Raw genomic sequence first — 19,304 nt, 5'->3', positions numbered from 1 at the left:
CTCCTTCTACTATTTGTAAAACGGCCCGTATGTACCACAGGCACGGTAATCCTGCCCCTCCCTGTCCATTCCGAACGCGTTCCAGCAGGCCGGGCGAAATATATGCTCCTCCTCCACGTTATGCATGCAGACAGGAATCCTCAGCATAGAGGCAAGTGTTATCAGATCCGCTCCTATATGTCCATAGCTCACGGCCCCGTGGTTGGCGCCCCAGCTGTTCATCACGCTGTAAGCCGACTGGAAAGCACCCTTTCCTGTCACCCGCGGCACGAACCATGTACACGGCCATGTATAATCCGTCCGCTTCCAGAGTATATCCGTCACCTCATCGGGGAGATGAAGCGTATATCCCTCCGCAATCTGCATCACAGGGCCAAGCCCCTTGATAAGATTGATCCTCGTCATCGTCACCGGCATCTCTGCCCTCGTCACGAACCTGGAGGAGTATCCTCCTCCCCGGAAATATCCCTGGTCGGCCGGACACCATTCGGCAGCCGCAAGACAGTCTTTTATATCTGCTTCTGTCATATCATAAAATGGCTTGACGACCGCTCTTCCTCCGGCATCTCTCACTTCACCGCACATGTCAAGGCAGGAAGCGCCCGAATTGATCAGATGGATGAATCCTCCGGCCTCCTTGGCCATGCCGGAAAGCTCATAACCAGCAGCCCGTCTTACGGCCTCTTTTGACCAGTATGTACGGACATCCGAGAACATCTGGGCACAGCCTGTCAGCAGCTTTCCAAACAGCATGGAGGCTGCATTGAGCGTATCGTTCTCTGTGGCAAATATGTAAGGCTCCCTGGCACCATTCCAGTCAAAGGAAGAAGCGAGCACCGCCTCTGTAAAATCGGTATTCGGATAATGGTCGGTCCACTGACGCTGTCCCTGGAACCCGCCTGCTATTGCATTGTGTCCGATCGCCTCTTCCGGGAACCTGCCCTTTAGCCTTTCATTTCCATTCAGCAGATCCTTGATGATACACGCCGACTTTACTGCAAATTCCCAGTCACTTTCCTTTTGCTGCGGAGACTTTCTGGCCTGTTCCGGATTCTTATCCAATCCTTCCCGGCAGTATTCTTTTCTCCAGGCTAGGGCCCGCTCATATTCTTCCCGGTCGTATATGTCTTCCTCCATCCTGCGGAGCACTTCCACCTCATCTACAGATTCCACCCGCATTCCAAGGTACTCTTCAAAAAAGTCCGTATCAACGGATGAGCCTGCAATTCCCATGCATACCGAACCTATCTGAAGGTATGATTTCCCTTTAATGAAAGCCGCCGCGACCGCCGCCTTGACGAACCGGAGCATCTTGCACCGCACGTCCTGAGGCATTCTCATGTCGTCCTTGTCCTGTACATCACGGCCGTAGATTCCAAATGCGGGAAGCCCTTTCTGGGCATGTGCCGCAAGCACCGATGCCAGATATACCGCGCCCGGGCGCTCTGTCGCATTGAACCCCCATACGGCTTTGATTGTCCCCCGCTCCATATCCATCGTCTCAGATCCGTAGCACCAGCACGGGGTAACGGTCAGCGTCACCGCCACCCCGGCTTTGTGGAACTGCTCCGCGCAGGCCGCCGCTTCCGCGGCCCTCCCTATGCTCTGCCTTGCAATCACTACGCGCACCGGCTGCCCGTCCGGATACGTAAGTTCCTCTTCTATGACTTCAGCCGCGGCATAGGCCATCCCCATCGTCTGCTCTTCGAGAGATCCTCTCACATCCAGCATGCCTTTCCTGGCGTCTATCACCGACCGTATGCCGACCGCAGGATAGTCTCCGATATAACGGTTTCCTGCCATCTTACCACTCCTTTCGCTTTGAACGTTCCGTATAGAGCCGCCGCCCCTGTCATACGCAGGTATAGGCGCCGTCCACGACAAAATCAGCACCCGTCGTAAATGTGCCGGCATCGCTCGCAAGATAGAGCGCCACTCCCTGCAGTTCTTCCGGACAGCCCATCCGTTCCAGGGGAGAGAGGCCGGTCCATACCGGAATGAGCTCATGCCCTTTGATCAGGTCGGTCATAATATATCCCGGACTTATGCTGTTGACCCGTACATTTTTTCCCGCCCACTCAACCGCAAGCGATTTTGTAAGCATGATGACCCCGGCCTTTGAAGCATTATAGGCGGCCTGTGGCTGTGGAATATTCACGATATGCCCCGACATGGATGCAGTATTGATGATGGAGCCTCCTCCCTGGCGTATCATGTATCTTCCTGCCGCCGTCGCAGTGAGGAACACTCCTGTCAGGTTGATGTCTATCACTTTCCTCCACTGGTCTAAGGTCATCTCTTCTGCCGGAATATTGATGGATATCCCGGCATTGCAGAATGCCACGTCGATCCGGCCCATCTTTTTTGCCATGGAAGAACACATCTCCTCCACCTGCTCCGGGCTGGTAACATCCACCTCGAGGCCGGCCGCTTGAATTCCATATGCACGGCTGAGTTTCCCGGCCTCCTCCCTGGCTTTGGTTCCGTCAATATCCGCAAGCGCCACATCCGCTCCGGCTCCGGCCGCTGCCATGGCATAATTCAGCCCGATTCCCCGGGCTCCTCCTGTCACGAGTACCTTCTTGCCCTTCAAAGAAAACTTATCAAGTATATTCATCCTTTCCACTCCTCTATCTGCTGTATTTGCAGTCATATATGTGATAGAAATATTCACACTCTTCCACGCTCAGATCTAACGGCCTGTCAAGTACATCGGCATAATACAGTGCCTTTGTTATGGCTTCTGCCGCCTCTACTTTATTCATGGCATCCTCCACCGTCTTGCCGACCGCCAGTACGCCATGATTCCCGAGAATCACCACGTCACTGTGTGCGAAGATCGGAATCGCGCCTTTCAGGATATCCCCGGTGCCGGGCCGCCCGTAGGGCGCCACTTCAAATACCTTGAAGTTTGCCATCATCTCAGGATATCCTTTCGTGACCACCGGCCTGTTGCATATGGCATGTGCGGTCAGGAACGTGGGATGGCAGTGTACGACTCCGCCGATATCTTTTCTGATCTCATATGCCTGGAGGTGCATGGGAAGTTCTGATGTGGGCTTACAGCTTCCGCCTGTCTGATTCCCCTTTTTATCTACCGCAGCAATCATATCTTCTGTCAGAAACGCCTTGTTCTTTCCGGTGGGCGTTATATAGACAGTATCGCCGCTCTTGGCCGATATGTTTCCCTCGTAAGCATTGACCAGATTCTTTTCATCCAGACGCTTTGCAACCGTAAGCACCTGCCTTATCAATTCTCTGTCCATATTCAAGTAATCTCCTTATAATTGTATTTTCGCTATCCTTTGACCGCTCCTGCCGTCAGCCCCTTAATCAGCGATTTCTGTGATATCCAGCCAAATATCATAGGCGGAATGCACGAGATGGAGGCGGATGCCGACAGCTGTGCGATAAACTGGCCCTGCTGCTGCCCGAACCTTGCCATATAGACCGGAAGCGTGGCTGTCGCATTTGTCGTCAGATTATAACCCAGGAAGAATTCATTCCAGATGAATACTGCGACAAGAAGCCCTGCTGTCATGATTCCCGTCTTCGTAAGCGGAATGATGATCCGCATGATCAGCTGCCTGTTTGTACAGCCATCTATCCTGGCTGCTTCCACCACTTCCTCCGGCACGTCTTTAAAAAACGAATACAGGAGCCAGATGCACAGAGGCAGGTGGAAGCCTACGTACAGAAACAGCAGCCCGCCCCTCGTATGATTCAGGTTCAGTTCCTTGAACGTGATATAAAGAGGTATGAGGACAGCCACCGGGGGAAGGAGAATCGTCGTGACAAACCAGTTGTACAGGCTCTCCCCACGCCCTTCCTTCTTAAACTTCGCGAATACGAGCGCATATGTGGCAGGGATGCCGATCACAAGGCAGATTCCCGTTCCAAGCAGTACATGGAATATTGTATTTTTCAGGTAGTTGATCATAGAGACGTCCGCGAGCACTTTCTGCCACGTCACGAGCGTCGGATGGAACAGGATCGCAGGCACGGCCGCATCAGCCTCTGTCTTAAAGCCGCTCAGGATCATGTACAGGATTGGGAAAAAATAAAATAATGCAAAGGCCAGTATGACAATACCTGCTATCCACCGCCTGGCCTCTTTTTTCGCCGCAGCCCTTCTGCTTCGTGCATCACGTTTTACCACTGCTTTTTTCATGTCATCCCTCCCTTACTCGTATGCCGCACGGCGCTTTTTGATGGCCCGGAATATCAGATTGATAACTGTCAGCGTCACGACGACCGTTATGACGGACAGGGCAGCGGCACGCCCCACGTTAGAACCGCTGAACAGCGTCTTATATATGTAATAGGTGAGCGTATATGACTTCTGCCCGGGCCCCCCTCCCGTAGTCGTCAGTATCAGGCCGAACTCTTTTACAAGAAAGATCAGCCCGAGCATGAGCGCTACCTGCATATGGTTGAATATCATCGGCAGCTTGATCTTGAATACCATCTCAAACCAGCTGCATCCATCCAGGCTGGCCCTCTCCAGCACTTCCCCCGGGATCCCCTGAAGTCCACCCAGAAGGACGAGCACGAAAAACGGCATCCACTGCCATACGAACAAAAATACGACCAGCGGCCTGGCATAGTAGCTCACAAAATCGACTGCTTTGATGCCCATCCAGTCCGCTATCATTCCGACCCATCCAAAATTAGTATTCAGGATGACAGTCTTCCAGAGCACCCCGGTCGTCGTCGTCATGATAAAAAACGGGCTTAGGATCAGCGTTCTGGAAATCGTCTTGCCCGGTATGTCACAGTCCAGCATAAGTGCGATGAGATAGCCAAAGACAAGGCACGAAAGCAGAGCCGCACCAATCATCACTATCGTCTGGAGACAGATCATATAAAATTCCGGGTTCCCCAGATAGTAGATGAAGTTACTAAGTCCGGAAATCGTAATTCCCTGATCGGGCCGTACGATGTTCCACTGCAGCGCCGAGAAGATAATCGTCAGGATAAATGGCACCTGCGTAGCTACAGCCACGATTACACATGCAGGAACTACAAAGCTACGTTCCACCGGATATTTTTTCTTCATGTTTCTTGCTATTTTACTCATAGGCTCCATTCCATTCTTCATTTGAGTGCTGTAAGTCATTGAGATGCAGTACACCGCCCGCCAGCGGCGGGCGCTCCTGTCAGGGAGCATAAAGGGCGGCTGCTTCGCCGGCCGCCGCCGGCATAAGGCAGCCGCCCTTTATGATGCTGCTCTACTTCTTGTAACCGCCTTCTTCCGCGGCCTGTTCAAAGGCCTTCTGCGTTGCGGCCAGCGCTTCATCCAGAGTGATTTCGTCCGTCACATAGGCAGCCAGAGATTCCGTCATCTTATCACCGGCTTCCTGGAATTCCGGAATTGCAATGTACTGCAGTCCTACATAAGGAACCTCATCTTTACACGGATTGTTAAAATCAAGGTCGGAAAGCGCATCAAGTGTCGGCTGTGCATACGGCAGATCCTTGTACGCATCCAGCTCATAGGTAGATGCTCTCACGCCGGACGGGGTGGACGCACCGCTCGGGTCTTTTTCAAGAGACAGATCCACGTAGTCTTTGGAACATGCCCATACCATGAAATCGAATGCAGCCTGCTTCTTTTCATCGGAAGAATTCGGGTTGACATTCATCCCCCAGTTCCAGAGCCATCCTGAAGGGGCCGGTGCATATCCTACTTTTCCTTTGATAAGGGAATCATCTGCTTCCAGATTAGGCCCGTTGGATGTCGCGTCATACCAGATGCCGCACTTGCCGGAATTCATGAGGCTGATACATTCGTTGTAAGTGTACGTAATGATGTCGTCCTGTCCTGCATCACGGAGGATATTTTTATACATCTCCCATGCAGCCCTCTGTTCGTCTGTCTCTACCGTGGCATTCCAGTCCATATCGTAGAACTTGCCGCCCATGGCATTGATGATGGTGACGAAGGGGGCTCCGCTCATGCCCCATCCCGGAGCGCCGCGCATCGTCATACCTGTGATTCCTGCCTCCTCGTCGTCGACCGCCACCGCGATATCGTAGATGTCTTCCCATGTAGGGTTCTCCGGCATAGTCACTCCCGCGTTATCGAGCAGCTCTTTATTGTACATGAAGAAGCTTGCCTCGCCGAAGAACGGAAGCGCGTAGACATCCCCCGTCTCCGGATCCGACAGGGAATCCAGCATACTTGGGAAGATATCATCCAAATCCAGTGATTCCTTCTGTTCATCCGTCATCTTGTCGATATATGGCTGCAGATTTTCTGCCCATCCATATGTGATCCAGAAATTCGCTTCATAAGGACCTGTAAAATAGATGTCGTAAGTCGTACCGCCTGTAGAAGCCTCCAGCGTCGCTTTCTCACGCAGGTCATTTTCCGGTAGCACCGCAAAATCCAGCTTGACCCCCTTCTCGTCATAGTATTCCTGTGCCAGTTTGACAAGGTTGGATACGATCGGGTTGTTCAGCGTAGCGATTGATACCACGATCTCATCTTCGGACGGTTTCTCGCTCTTTTTACCATCCTGCTTCCCTGCGCAGGCGGCAAGCCCCGTACACATGCACAACACCATCAGAAGCGCCGATATTCTTTTTTTCATAAACTTTTTACCTCCTTGATAATTTATAATAATCCGCCGACCGCACCCGGCTGTGCAGGAGGGCCCTCAGCCCGCACCCGTAATGTCCGCCTGCAGAATTATTCAAATGTAAACACGACTTTTATAGAACCGTTCCCCTTTGCGCTCTGTTCAAAAGCAGCCTCATAATCTTCCAGGGCAAACTTGTGGGACACGACACCCTCCGATTTAAGCTCCCCTGTGTACAGGCCTTCTATCGTCTCCGGAAAACATCTGTGGCTCAGGCTCACCCCGTACATGTCAAGCTCCTTGCCATCTCCGATAACGCTCCAGTCGCATGTGACCGGCTCGAGGAACAGGCTGAACTCGATGAACCTCCCTCCCTTGCAGATAATATCGAGCCCCTGCTTCACGCTGGACGGATGTCCGGTTGCCTCTATGTATACGTCACAGCCGTATCCATCCGTCATATCCATCATCTTCTCCTTCAGATTCTCCCGGAGCGGATTGATCGTCACATCGCATCCAAATTCCCTCGCCTTTTCAAGCCGTTCCTCGTTCAGATCCAGCGCGACGAGGCACTTCGGATTCCTCTTCCTCGCGGCGGTAATCATGCCAAGTCCCAGACACCCGGCTCCCGAGATGACGACGATGTCATCCGTACCCGGCGCGGCCCGGCCGACAGCATGCAGAGAACAGGCATAGGGCTCGATCAGCAGCGCCTGCTCCAGAGGCATATCCTCCGGTATCTTATAGACAAGGGACTCTTTCGTGAGCTTCGCATATTCTGCAAAGCCTCCGTTCAGATAATATTTGAATCCATATACGTTGTGTGGTACACATAGGTGGTATCTGCCTTCTTCGCAGTATCTGCATGCCCCGCATGGCGTAATCTGCTCTACCGCTACCCGGTCTCCGACCTTGAAGCTGCTGTCCGCTGTTCCATATGTCTCCTTCCTCTCGGTTCCGGAGCCCATCTCCACAATGCGCCCTGTAAACTCGTGGCCACCGATAGCCGGCACTTCGAGATAAGGCGGGCTGCCTTCGTCCCCCCAGAATACGCTGCCGCCATGATACGCCTTCAAATCCCCTGCACAGATACCACAGCCCTCGACCTTGATGATCATCTCCCCTTCACCGGCTGTCGGCCTGTCCACTTCTTCATAACGGTAGTCATGAGCACCGTATGTGACGAGCGCTTTCATCTTAGACTGCATTTGCATAGCCTCCTTTTCTTCACGCGATACAGATATACGGTCAATTGATTTTCTTCATTCTATGGAGCAAAACGCTCACTGTCTACAGACAAAATGTTCATTCTGACCTGGTATCCTGTATATGAAAATAGTTTTTGTGCACTTTGCACATAGTTCCATAACGCAACACAATGTCGACTTTCCCCGATAAACTTATGGTGTTTTCTTTTTAAACCGTTTAAAGATTTATTTTTCACTTACAGTTGTTGGTAAAATAGTAGAAAAGGATGTGAATACTATGGATAATCTAAAAAAGCTCAGAATACAAAGAGGATTGAGCCAGCAGCAGCTGGCAGACCTGCTGCATACAAGCCAGCAGTCAATATATAAGTATGAAAAAGGAATTGCGGAACCGAATCTGGAGACATTAAAAAATATGGCGGATTATTTTGAAACTTCTATCGACTACCTTGCCGGCTATACTTCCATCCCTCATAAGATCGAGCCCGTGGCGGAGTATGCCCTGAATTCTGATGAGCAGGCCCTGATCGGGAAATACAAGAAACTGAGCCCGAGAACCCGGGCGATCATACACATAATTATAGACGAATACCTGCACAGCTCCTAAAGACCACATACGAAAATGCTTTCTTGACATCCCTAATCGCGCTATCTATAATCATTATAAGATTTGCAAAAAGGGGGGTTCCCAATGAAGTCAGCATCCAGGCAGTCGCTCATATATGATTATATCAAGAAACACAGCGAGGTATCTATCAACCATATTGCCCGTTATTTCAACATATCACCGGTCACGGTGCGCCGATATGTGGACAAGCTGGAACAGAACGGGCTCGTCTCACGGAAATACGGGAAAGCTCTCATAGCCGACAACAGTAAGGCAGAGCTTTCTTTTTATTATCGTTCCATGAACGGTACTGAGTATAAGCAGGCGATTGCCCGCCTTGCACTGCCCCACCTTCTGGAGTCGTCCTCCGTCTTTCTGGATGCGAGCACGACCGTGCTAGAGCTGCTCAAGCTGCTCCCCCGGACGCATTCCCTGACCGTCTACACAGCCAGTACAGCTATCCTGAACTATCTGAAGGACTATCAGAATGTAAAATTGTTCATCATGGGCGGCTATCTCTCACATACCGATGGCGTCACGCTTGACTCCGAGGCGACGATCAATATGGCCCGGCAGATATTCGTGGATACGGCCTTTATTTCCTGCGGAGGTTTCTCCGCCGGGGGCTTCTTCGACAATGCGACGACCGGAATCGATGTGAAAAGAACCATACTACAGAACTCAGCCCACAACTATCTGCTTGCGGACCACACGAAATTTAACTCGAACGGAATCTTTCTTGTAGAAACATGGGCCCCGATACAGACCCTCATCTGCGATGCCTCCTTTGATAAACAAACGGAAAGGCTTCTTGAAACGAAAGAGGTGCATATAGAATATCCCAAATATAGGATTCAAAATACGTAAATCAGATACCCCTGCAATTAGGGTATCTGAATTGTAGCACAGTCTGGTACGGATTGCAACAGGGAAATCAGTAAGCCGCCGCGTTCCACCTGAGTTCGTTCTTAAGCTGCCGTATCGTAGTGTCTTTATCGATGTATACCGCCTCGATTCCCATGGCTTCTGCCCAGTCGCCCATCTGTTCCGCACTCAGGTCATAGGAGAATGCGGTGTGATGTGCGCTCCCGCCAGAATCCATGCTTCGGCTCCGGTCTGGAGATTCGGCTCCGGCGTCCAGAATGCCGTGGCTACCGGAAGTTTCGGCATCGGCTTTTCTGTCTGTTTACAATTTACATTGTTGATGATAAGCCGGAACCGGCCTCCCAGGTCGATGAGCGATGTCGCCACCGCGGTACCTTCTTTTGCAGTAAATACAAGACGGGCACACTTCCAGCATATGGGCCTGAAGGATTCCTTCTTTACCCGGAACCAGGTTGTATGTATAGTCTTCCATGAAGGAAGTACCTTTTGCCCCTTTCCTTTGCTGAGCACCAGCCGGAAGAAGTCGGATAACGTGACCACCATATCTACCGCCTGTTCTGTCTAGTTGCCCTCGATCAGCCAGACGATCGTATCCAGCGTATTGTACAGAAAGTGAGGGTTGATCTGCTCCTGCAAAAGCCGCAGGTCTGCCCTCCTCATCTTCTGTTCGTCTTCCTTCACCTTACTGATCAGCCCCTGCATATTTCCTGCCATATTATTGAATCCGTGGACCAGCACCTCGATCTCGTCCCGGGAATCCGCACTGGCCCGCACTTCAAAATCGCCTTCCGCTATCTTCTCGGTGGCAACATAGAGCTCTCTTATCGGCCGTAGGATGCCCGAAGCTATCAGGACGGTCACCACTGTCACCGCCGCCACGAGAAGGAGGACCAATATGATGCATATGACGATGAAATCATTCATCCGGCGGTTGAGGTTATTGGTAACCTCTTCCATGCTCTGCGTCTGGTAGCATATGTAATACTGGATGTCATCCTGAATCAGTTCTGTCAGAATATATATATTGTTGTCCAGCTCTTCTATATTCTCATCGTACCGCTCGCCCGCAGATACGCTCTCCACAATGTCGTCCACCCTCATCTCCAATGTGTCGATATTGCGCAGCAGGCTTTCCAGCCAGAGCCTGCTCTCCGTCTCCGTCGTTATATCCATAAGCTTCGTGAACTCGCTGCGAAGCTCATCAATCATGACATACGGATCCTTCAGCGTGTCTTTCTCGGATATATTGTCAAATGTAACATATCCGACTACAAGCTTGTACAGGCTCTCATCCATCTCCTCTTTGAAATCCAGGTTATAATTATTGGCAATGGCAAGGTTCCTTACGATATCATCGTAGGCACGGCTGTAATTCATCATAGTGATAAGCAGATACACGACCATGGTCAGAAATGGCAGGGCCGCCATCGCGGTGAGCATCATTATCTTGTTTTTGATAGGAAACCGTATCTTGTTATCCCCGGATCTCTTCCTGAAAAAATTCTCTCTCTTCATCCTGCCCTCCGTTTCATCCATTTTGTCATACCCTACTGCAAATGGAAAGAAGGCGGTATTATGATGGATAGATGTAAGCTTCAGAAAGTGGGGGCTCCATAGCAAAACCGGCGCAGCCAATGCCGCGCCGGTTCATCTGTAATCTTATAGCCCTTCTCTCTTCGCCTGCCCCTGATGTCAGGCAGCCTTTTTGTCCTGCTTCATCAGCGTCCTGATGCCGTCAACCGCAAGCACTACTGCAAGGATTACGAGCAGAACCGCGATAATCGTACGTACGTAGCACCATGACACGCCTTCGCCTCCCAGGGCGATGCCTGCTACGTTGGACTTGATCGTAAAGCAGAGTGATGTAATCGTGACTACAAGCATAAATGCCATAGGGATATAGAACATCTTGTTGTTCTTCCCTGCCTTGCCGAGCCATGTGGCCACGCCGAGCAGTCCCAGTGCCGCAAGCAGCTGGTTCGCCGCTCCGAACAGAGGCCACACGTTCGCATATCCTGTCAGTCCGAGGCCGACTCCGAGTATCACCGTAATAACCGTAGCTACAATCGGATTCGTAAGCACCTTCTTATATCCTGTCGCTTCCGCAATCGTCTCTCCCGGATTGAGCCAGAACTCCTGGAACATATAGCGGGCCAGACGTGTCGCGGTATCGAGCGATGTCAGGCAGAATGCAGACACTGCAAGCACAAGCATGGAGTAAGCGACTTCTTCTGTTGCTGCCAGACCCGGAATGGAACCTACCATCTTGGAGATGCCGGTAGCAAATACGACGGTCGGTGTAACCGTCTCTCCTGAGGCATAGTTCGCCCAGATGTAACCTACCGCGCAGAGTGAAATGATAGCAAGCGCACACTCGATGAGCATACCGCCGTATGCAATCGGACGGGCATCTCTTTCATTGTTCAGCTGTTTTGCCGTCGTACCGGATCCGACGAGCGAATGGAAGCCTGATATAGCGCCACAGGCAATTGTCACGAACAGGGCCGGGAACAGATAGCCGAGCGATGCCCCGGTCGGCGCCAGCGTGTCTTTGAATCCTGTGAATGCAGGAATATCCATGCTGGCACCGCCTGTAAACGCGCTGCCGACGATTCCCACGATTGCCACAGCCATCATGAAGTAGAGCAGGAAAGAGCTCAGATAGTCCCTTGGCTGCAGCAGAATCCACACAGGTGTCACAGACGCTACGGTGATGTAGATACCTACGATTATCATCCATGTAGTGCTGCTCAAGTATAGTGGATGCCAGTTAAATCCGATTGCCATGCATGCAACGATAGCAATGACGCCTACGATAGTCGATACGCCAAGCGATGCGTTCCGTCTGTATACGAGAAAGCCGAATACGACAGCAATTACGATAAATAATATAGATATCATGGCAGTTCTGGCGTTGGCAGCGCTGGCTGCCACGTCTACCGCCCCGCTCTCCGTATATGTAGCCATAAATGTATTGGCAACTATAGAGGCAAAGGCTGCAACTACGAGAATCAATGTAAGATAAGAGAACGTGATAAACAGCTTCTTTGCTTTTGTTCCCATGGAGTCCGCGATGACCTCGCCCATGGACTGTCCTTTATGGCGGATGGACGCAAACAATGCGCCGAAGTCATGGACAGCGCCGAAGAAGATTCCTCCAATCAGCACCCATAATAATACGGGCACCCATCCGAATACTGCCGCCTGGATAGGTCCGTTGATCGGCCCGGCTCCTGCAATGGATGAAAAATGATGTCCGAGCAGGACAGGTGCCTTTGCAGGGACATAATCCACACCGTCCTCTTCCGTATGTGCAGGCGTGTCCTTGGACGGGTCTACGCCCCACTGTTTGGCAAGCCATTTGCCGTAGGTGACATAGGCGATGATAAGAATCGCAATGCCCGCTAACAATACTACAATACCATTCATTTTGTTTTCCTCCTCATTCCTTCTTTTGTTCTGTATACCGGCCGGACTCCTTCAGCTTTCCGGCTGGCTGCTAAAAAGGCCCTATTACTTTGGCCTTAGTATAGCCTTTCACCAGGTCTTTGGCCGCGCGGTTGCCGAAGACTTTCTTATTCTCCATGTCAAAAACGAGAATCCTTACCTCGCTGTAACCGCGGACTGTCCAATTATAATTTTTCACGAAGCGGAAACTCTTCACCGCCTGCCTGGCTTCCTCAGGGATGCCGTTTTCACAGATGAACACGCCCGTAATGTATGTGTACATATGATTTTTTTCGGGCCATTTCTTTCCGCCTCTTACGAGCTGCGGTTCTATGTATGAGGCAACCTGTAATCTGAAACGCTCCAAGTCGTCCACTCCAAGACTGTCCTTCACACGAAAAAACACGTGCTCAAAGCAGTCTGCCCGCCACAGTTCTGCCTTCTTGACGAGGACATACTTGGCACTGGTCACACTAAAAGCCGCGTGTGCATCATATATATCCCCATTGATACTGCAGGTTCGTTCTATGTCATAGCTCGCCTCATAAGAAGCAAGCAGTTTTTCTAATAGCTCTCTTCCTGTCATATATGAAATTCTCCTTCGCTGTCGCTGCATCACAGTAAAGCGTTTCTTAAAATACTCTTAAATTTTATCATTAATCCCGCAGAAATGCAAGACTTTTAGAGTGCACTCTGTATTTATTTTTAATCTCAAAGTTACTGCGGAAAATGAATTGGGGACGGGGTTTTTTTTAAAAACCTCCGTCCCCAATTCATTTTGCCGTGTCCCTCATCATTCATCTCTGTCATTGGTCAGTTTCAGCTTATCCAGTATATAGAAGATAAGGCTCAGCATCATTCCGACGATACATGCCAGCACCATACCTGTCAGTTGTATATTTCCGAACTTTACCGCAATGCCGGACAAGCCGGTTACGAATACGACAGATGTCAGGGTCAGGTTCCTGGATCTTCCGTAATCCACCTGGGAATCGACCAGGATGCGGATACCGGATGCCCCGATCATGCCATAGAGCAGGAAAGAGATTCCTCCTATGACCGGTCCCGGAATGGTCTGGATGAGCATGGACAGCTTGCCGACAAAAGAACAGATGATGGAGAGCACCGCTGCTCCTGCGATGACGCGCACACTGTATACTTTCGTGACTGCCATGACTCCGATGTTCTCCCCGTATGTCGTTGTAGGGACAGAGCCGATCATACCGGATAACATAGTGGAGAGATTGTCTCCGAGCAGGGAACGGTGGAGGCCGGGATCTTTGAGCAGATCTCTTCCCACAATCTTGCTCGTCACCACCTGATGCCCGATATGTTCAGATGCTATGACCAGCAGCACCGGAAGGATAATCAGAATCGCCTCTATGCTGAAGCGGGGCGTCTGGAAATTCGGCATCTCCAGCAATGATGCGGCAGCCACCTGTCCGAAATCCACCATCCCACAGCAGACTGCGGCCACATATCCCGCGATAACTGCTATAAGTATCGGTATAACGGAGAGGAACTTGCGGAACACGATATTGCCGAATACGGCTACACCGAGCGTCACCATAAATACGATTACATTTCTGCTGTCAATCTTCTCATCCAGAAGCCCTGCGTTACCTGCCGCCGAACCAGCCAGCTCCAGACCGATAAGCGCCACTACCGGCCCCATGGCAGCGGGCGGCAGCACGATGTCTATCCATTCGGATCCGAACTTGTAGATAACCAACGCAAGCACACATCCGAAGAAACCGACTACAACAAATCCTCCAAGTGCGTACTGATATCCCATCTCACTTATCACGATACCCGCCGGTGCCAGGAATGCGAAGCTGGATCCGAGATAAGCCGGCGCCTTTCCTTTTGTAATCACGATAAACAATAGTGTACCTACGCCGTTCATAAATAACACGATTGCCGGGTTGATTCCGAAGATAAACGGAACGAGCACGGATGCCCCGAACATGGCAAACATGTGCTGGATACTGAGCGGCACGAGCTGCCGGAAAGGAACCTTGTCCTCTACCTGGATAATCTTACGACCTTCCATTTCATTTCCTCCTCATCTGTTCTTTTCTAATTTTACTCTCGCTCCCCATTATACCACAAGCGCAGAAAAGGAAGCGCCATGTAATGGCATTTACTTTTCAAGCGGTGGATTGCCGGGTATAATCCGCCGGTAACGGCGGCAAGGCGATAGCCTTGGATTGCACGCACGTGCAATCATTATACCACACGCAGAAAAGGAAGCGCCATGTAATGGCATTTACTTTTCAAGCTTTGCTCCATTCCGTAGCTCCAACCGATGCAACCGCAAGCGCACCGCACCTGTTGGCATATTCAGCGCACTCCTTTAACGCCCGTCCTTCTGAGAGCGCGCTGAGAAAGCCTGCGGCAAAGCTGTCCCCGGCTCCCGTCGTATCGATGCAGCGTACCCCGGGCTCGGCCGGTACGGCGAAGCAGGCATCTGTACTGCGCACGATACATCCGTCTCCCCCACATTTGACCACTACATTTGCCGCGCCAGCGCTCACCAGCAGGGCGGCGGACTCTTCCGGGTTCTCCGCGCCTGTTATAAGGGATGCCTCCGCCGCATTGGCAAACAGATAGTCGACATAGGCAAGGGCAGGAGCAAGGTCTTCTGCCGTCTCCTTGTTTTTACATTTTGTCATGTCCGCGCAGACTGGTGAGGAAGCTTCTCTCCCCGCTGCCCTCCACGAGCACAATATTGATGCCTGTGTCCATATCATCACAGAAGCAGCCCTCCTCAAGTGTGATGCCTTCTGCTGCACAGTGTTCCGCCAGCATCCTGCCGGCCATATCTTTCCCGATGGCCGTGGCAAGCCTCACACGTTTCCCCATACGGGCCAGCACCGTCGCCTCATTCAGCGCGTCTCCCCCTGTGGACATGCGTATCTCATGCGCAGGCAGGGAACCGGCTCTGAATACGTTCTCATCCACCGGACATGCAAGCACGTCAATGATTGCAGCTCCAATAATTAATATCTCACCGTCCATCAGCTCTCTCCTCCCGGAAAACCTTTCTCCATTATGTCATAAAAAACCCGGGAAACCGAAGTTTCCCGGGCAGTTATATGCTTTATGCCTTTATATCATCAGATTACTCGATAATCTTAGCAACACGGCCTGATCCTACTGTACGTCCGCCTTCACGGATAGCGAAACGAAGACCCTGCTCCATAGCTACCGGATGAATCAGTTCAATCGTCATCTCTACGTTGTCGCCAGGCATGCACATCTCTACGCCGTCCGGCAGGTTGCAGACACCTGTAACGTCTGTTGTTCTGAAGTAGAACTGTGGACGGTAGTTATTGAAGAATGGAGTATGACGTCCACCTTCATCTTTTGTAAGAACGTATACCTGTGCTGTAAATTTCTTGTGGCATGTTACAGAACCTGGTTTAACGAGAACCTGTCCTCTTTCAATCTCATCTCTCTGAACACCACGGAGAAGCGCACCGATGTTGTCACCAGCCTGAGCTTCGTCAAGCAGCTTACGGAACATCTCGATACCAGTTACGACTGTCTTTCTTGTCTCTTCATGGATACCAACGATTTCAACTTCCTCAGATACATGAAGAACACCACGCTCAACTCTACCTGTAGCAACTGTTCCACGTCCTGTGATAGAGAATACGTCCTCTACAGGCATAAGGAATGGCTGGTCTGTTGCACGCTGTGGGTCTGGGATATAAGAATCAACTGCATCCATCAACTCCATAATCTTGTCGCCCCATTCTCCTGAAGGATCTTCAAGAGCCTTAAGAGCAGAACCCTGGATGATTGGCGTATCATCGCCCGGGAATTCATATTCGTCAAGCAGTTCACGGATTTCCATCTCTACTAATTCAAGGAGTTCTTCGTCATCAACCATGTCACATTTGTTCATGAATACTACGATGTAAGGAACGCCTACCTGACGTGAAAGCAGGATATGCTCTCTTGTCTGAGCCATAACACCGTCAGTAGCAGCTACGACAAGGATAGCACCATCCATCTGAGCAGCTCCTGTAATCATGTTCTTAACGTAATCGGCATGTCCCGGGCAGTCAACGTGTGCGTAGTGACGTTTGTCTGTCTCGTACTCAACGTGAGCTGTAGAGATTGTGATACCACGTTCTCTTTCTTCCGGAGCCTTGTCGATGTTCTCAAAATCTACTGCAGCGTTACCTTCTACTCTCTGAGAAAGAGTCTTTGTGATAGCAGCTGTCAAAGTTGTCTTACCATGGTCAACGTGACCGATAGTACCGATATTGCAATGTGGTTTGTTTCTTTCAAATTTAGCTTTAGCCATTTTGAATATCCTCCTTATTATATCGCCTTCCAGGCATTTATTAATACTTTACGTTTACTCGGCTATCTCTGATTATATTTCAAATCGTACAGTTTTTCAAGCCTTTTTAATACTTTTTTACCGCCGTACAGCTTATTAGTCATTTTTAGCTGATAACACTTTTTCCTGTACAGATTTCGGTACCTGCTCGTAGCTCTCGAAGAACATGGAGTAGTTGCCACGCCCCTGTGTTCTGGAACGCAAGTCCGTTGAATAGCCGAACATCTCGGACAATGGGACGAATGCGCGCACAATCTTGCCGCCGCCAAGGTCGTCCATACCTTCCACACGTCCACGGCGTGAATTGATATCGCCGATGACATCACCCATGTATTCTTCCGGCATCGTGACTTCAACCTTCATGATAGGCTCAAGCAGAACAGGGGAGGCCTTCTTCATAGCATCCTTGAATGCCAGGGAACCTGCGATGTGGAATGCCATCTCATTTGAATCGACTTCATGGTAAGAGCCATCGTATACGTTCGCCTTCAGTCCGACTACCGGGAATCCGCCAAGGATACCTGACTTCATGGCTTCCTCGATACCTTCTCCGATCTTCGGAATGTATTCCTTCGGAATCGCACCGCCGACTACGCTTGATTCAAACAGGAATGTCTCCTCACCGTTGACATCCATGGGCTCGAACTTAACCTTACAGTGTCCGTACTGTCCACGGCCGCCTGACTGTTTCGCATACTTGCTGTCAACATCAACCGGTTTTGTAAACGCTTCTTTGTAAGCAACCTGAGGTGCACCTACGTTAGCCTCTACTTTAAACTCACGCAGAAGTCTGTCTACGATGATTTCAAGGTGGAGCTCACCCATACCTGCAATGATGGTCTGTCCTGTCTCATGGTCCGTATGAGCACGGAATGTCGGGTCTTCTTCTGCAAGTTTTGCAAGAGATTCTCCAAGCTTGCCCTGGGAAGCCTTTGTCTTCGGCTCGATAGCGAGCTCGATAACCGGTTCCGGGAACTCCATGGACTCTAAGATTACGGGGTGCTTCTCATCACAGATCGTATCACCTGTCGTTGTGAACTTGAAGCCGATAGCAGCCGCGATATCGCCTGCATATACCTTGTCAAGCTCTTCTCTTTTGTTGGCATGCATCTGAAGGATACGGCCAACACGTTCTTTCTTGCCCTTTGTCGCATTCAGTACATAAGAACCTGAGTTCATAGAACCTGAATAAACTCTGAAATATGCAAGCTTGCCGACAAACGGGTCTGTCATGATCTTAAATGCAAGAGCTGAAAACGGCTCATCATCTGAAGAATGTCTGACAACGTCTTTTCCGTCCGCATCCACGCCTTCTATAGCCGGGATATCCGTCGGAGCAGGCATATATTCAAGTATCGCATCGAGTAATTTCTGCACGCCTTTATTTCTGTACGCCGTACCACAGCATACAGGGATTGCCTGACATTCGCATGTAGCTTTTCTAAGCGCTGCTTTTAAGGAATCTATGGAAGGTTCTTCTCCCTCCAGATATTCCATCATAAGGTCATCATCTAACTCGCAGATCTTCTCTACGAGTTCTGTACGATATAATTCTGCGTCATCTGCCATGTCTTCCGGAATGTCCGTGATAGAAATGTCTTCGCCCTTTTCATCATTATAGATGTAGGCTTTCATCTCCATCAAATCGATGATTCCCTGGAAGTCATCTTCTTTGCCGATTGGCAGCTGAAGACAGATTGCGTTCTTTCCAAGCCTTGTCTTGATCTGTTCTACTGCATTGTAGAAGTCCGCACCTAAGATGTCCATCTTATTGATGAATGCCATTCTTGGCACGTTGTAAGTGTCTGCCTGGCGCCATACGTTTTCTGACTGAGGCTCAACTCCGCCCTTTGCACAGAATACACCTACAGCTCCATCAAGTACACGGAGTGAACGTTCAACTTCTACGGTGAAGTCAACGTGTCCCGGCGTATCAATGATATTGATACGGTGTTCCAGGGCACCTGGTTTGCTCTGGCAGTTCTCCTGCAGAGTCCAGTGACATGTCGTAGCAGCTGAAGTGATCGTGATTCCTCTTTCCTGCTCCTGCTCCATCCAGTCCATAGTAGCAGTACCTTCATGAGTATCACCAATCTTATAGTTTACACCGGTATAATATAAGATACGCTCTGTCAGCGTCGTCTTACCGGCATCAATATGAGCCATGATACCGATGTTTCTGGTTCTGTCTAATGGATATTCTCTTCCAGCCATTA

At 50.5% G+C, this 19,304-nt stretch carries 17 protein-coding genes and 1 pseudogene; 2 read left to right on the top strand and 16 right to left on the bottom strand.

Features of this window, described 5'->3' with window-relative positions; translation table 11 throughout:
• Positions 1–9: 9 nt before the first annotated feature.
• From E1963_RS13220 to E1963_RS13190, 7 genes are all read right to left on the bottom strand, one after another.
• On the bottom strand, positions 10–1,803 hold the full coding sequence (locus tag E1963_RS13220) for an L-fucose isomerase (protein ID WP_132278704.1): 1,794 nt from the start codon (positions 1,801–1,803) through the stop codon (positions 10–12).
• 49 nt (positions 1,804–1,852) lie between these two features.
• The gene (locus E1963_RS13215) at positions 1,853–2,617 is read right to left on the bottom strand and encodes an SDR family oxidoreductase (protein ID WP_132278701.1); all 765 of its coding nucleotides are present in this window, start codon (positions 2,615–2,617) and stop codon (positions 1,853–1,855) included.
• Between the two features lie 13 nt (positions 2,618–2,630).
• Entirely contained in the window at positions 2,631–3,266 is a 636-nt protein-coding gene (locus tag E1963_RS13210; protein ID WP_132278698.1) for a class II aldolase/adducin family protein, read from the bottom strand.
• Positions 3,267–3,298: 32 nt separating this feature from the next.
• Complete coding sequence (locus E1963_RS13205; protein ID WP_132278695.1) at positions 3,299–4,171, bottom strand: carbohydrate ABC transporter permease; 873 nt, start codon at positions 4,169–4,171, stop codon at positions 3,299–3,301.
• 12 nt (positions 4,172–4,183) lie between these two features.
• A complete protein-coding gene (locus tag E1963_RS13200) occupies positions 4,184–5,080 on the bottom strand; it encodes a carbohydrate ABC transporter permease (RefSeq protein WP_243117727.1) in 897 nt (298 codons plus the stop codon).
• A 151-nt stretch (positions 5,081–5,231) separates the two neighbouring features.
• Complete coding sequence (locus E1963_RS13195; RefSeq protein WP_132278692.1) at positions 5,232–6,596, bottom strand: ABC transporter substrate-binding protein; 1,365 nt, start codon at positions 6,594–6,596, stop codon at positions 5,232–5,234.
• Positions 6,597–6,694: 98 nt separating this feature from the next.
• Complete coding sequence (locus tag E1963_RS13190) at positions 6,695–7,792, bottom strand: alcohol dehydrogenase catalytic domain-containing protein (RefSeq protein WP_330570826.1); 1,098 nt, start codon at positions 7,790–7,792, stop codon at positions 6,695–6,697.
• Between the two features lie 277 nt (positions 7,793–8,069).
• Between E1963_RS13190 and E1963_RS13185 the strand changes: the two genes are divergently transcribed.
• Both E1963_RS13185 and E1963_RS13180 read left to right on the top strand, forming a co-directional pair.
• A complete protein-coding gene (locus E1963_RS13185; RefSeq protein WP_117772662.1) occupies positions 8,070–8,399 on the top strand; it encodes a helix-turn-helix domain-containing protein in 330 nt (109 codons plus the stop codon).
• Positions 8,400–8,483: 84 nt separating this feature from the next.
• Positions 8,484–9,266, top strand: coding sequence for a DeoR/GlpR family DNA-binding transcription regulator (locus tag E1963_RS13180; protein ID WP_132278686.1), 783 nt, complete (start codon positions 8,484–8,486; stop codon positions 9,264–9,266).
• Positions 9,267–9,333: 67 nt separating this feature from the next.
• Here the strand turns inward: E1963_RS13180 and E1963_RS13175 are convergent.
• From E1963_RS13175 to fusA, 9 genes and pseudogenes are all read right to left on the bottom strand, one after another.
• A pseudogene (locus E1963_RS13175) lies at positions 9,334–9,903 on the bottom strand (L-arabinose isomerase); the annotation flags it as partial.
• A complete protein-coding gene (locus E1963_RS23120; protein ID WP_414655373.1) occupies positions 9,846–10,208 on the bottom strand; it encodes a sensor histidine kinase in 363 nt (120 codons plus the stop codon). The gene E1963_RS23120 and the pseudogene E1963_RS13175, both read right to left, overlap by 58 nt.
• A 768-nt stretch (positions 10,209–10,976) precedes the next feature.
• A complete protein-coding gene (locus E1963_RS13165) occupies positions 10,977–12,713 on the bottom strand; it encodes a carbon starvation CstA family protein (protein WP_132278683.1) in 1,737 nt (578 codons plus the stop codon).
• Positions 12,714–12,783: 70 nt separating this feature from the next.
• Positions 12,784–13,317, bottom strand: coding sequence for a DUF8052 family protein (locus E1963_RS13160; protein WP_132278680.1), 534 nt, complete (start codon positions 13,315–13,317; stop codon positions 12,784–12,786).
• A 207-nt stretch (positions 13,318–13,524) separates the two neighbouring features.
• Positions 13,525–14,784, bottom strand: coding sequence for a uracil permease (uraA, locus tag E1963_RS13155; protein ID WP_132278677.1), 1,260 nt, complete (start codon positions 14,782–14,784; stop codon positions 13,525–13,527).
• 223 nt (positions 14,785–15,007) lie between these two features.
• On the bottom strand, positions 15,008–15,406 hold the full coding sequence (locus E1963_RS20715) for a carbohydrate kinase family protein (protein ID WP_243117725.1): 399 nt from the start codon (positions 15,404–15,406) through the stop codon (positions 15,008–15,010).
• A complete protein-coding gene (locus E1963_RS20710; RefSeq protein WP_243117724.1) occupies positions 15,393–15,752 on the bottom strand; it encodes a carbohydrate kinase family protein in 360 nt (119 codons plus the stop codon). Before E1963_RS20710 ends, E1963_RS20715 begins: the two co-directional genes overlap by 14 nt.
• A gap of 103 nt (positions 15,753–15,855) precedes the next feature.
• Complete coding sequence (gene tuf / locus E1963_RS13145) at positions 15,856–17,049, bottom strand: elongation factor Tu (protein ID WP_006443176.1); 1,194 nt, start codon at positions 17,047–17,049, stop codon at positions 15,856–15,858.
• 135 nt (positions 17,050–17,184) lie between these two features.
• Positions 17,185–19,302 carry an elongation factor G gene (fusA, locus tag E1963_RS13140; protein WP_066580397.1) on the bottom strand — a complete coding sequence of 706 codons (2,118 nt, stop codon included), beginning with the start codon at positions 19,300–19,302 and terminating at the stop codon, positions 17,185–17,187.
• Positions 19,303–19,304: the final 2 nt, after the last annotated feature.

It is taken from the genome of Extibacter muris (genome assembly GCF_004345005.1).
Classification (GTDB): domain Bacteria; phylum Bacillota; class Clostridia; order Lachnospirales; family Lachnospiraceae; genus Extibacter; species Extibacter muris.
The sequence above is the reverse complement of the archived record's forward strand: the minus strand, read 5'-3'. Positions and strand labels throughout refer to the sequence as shown.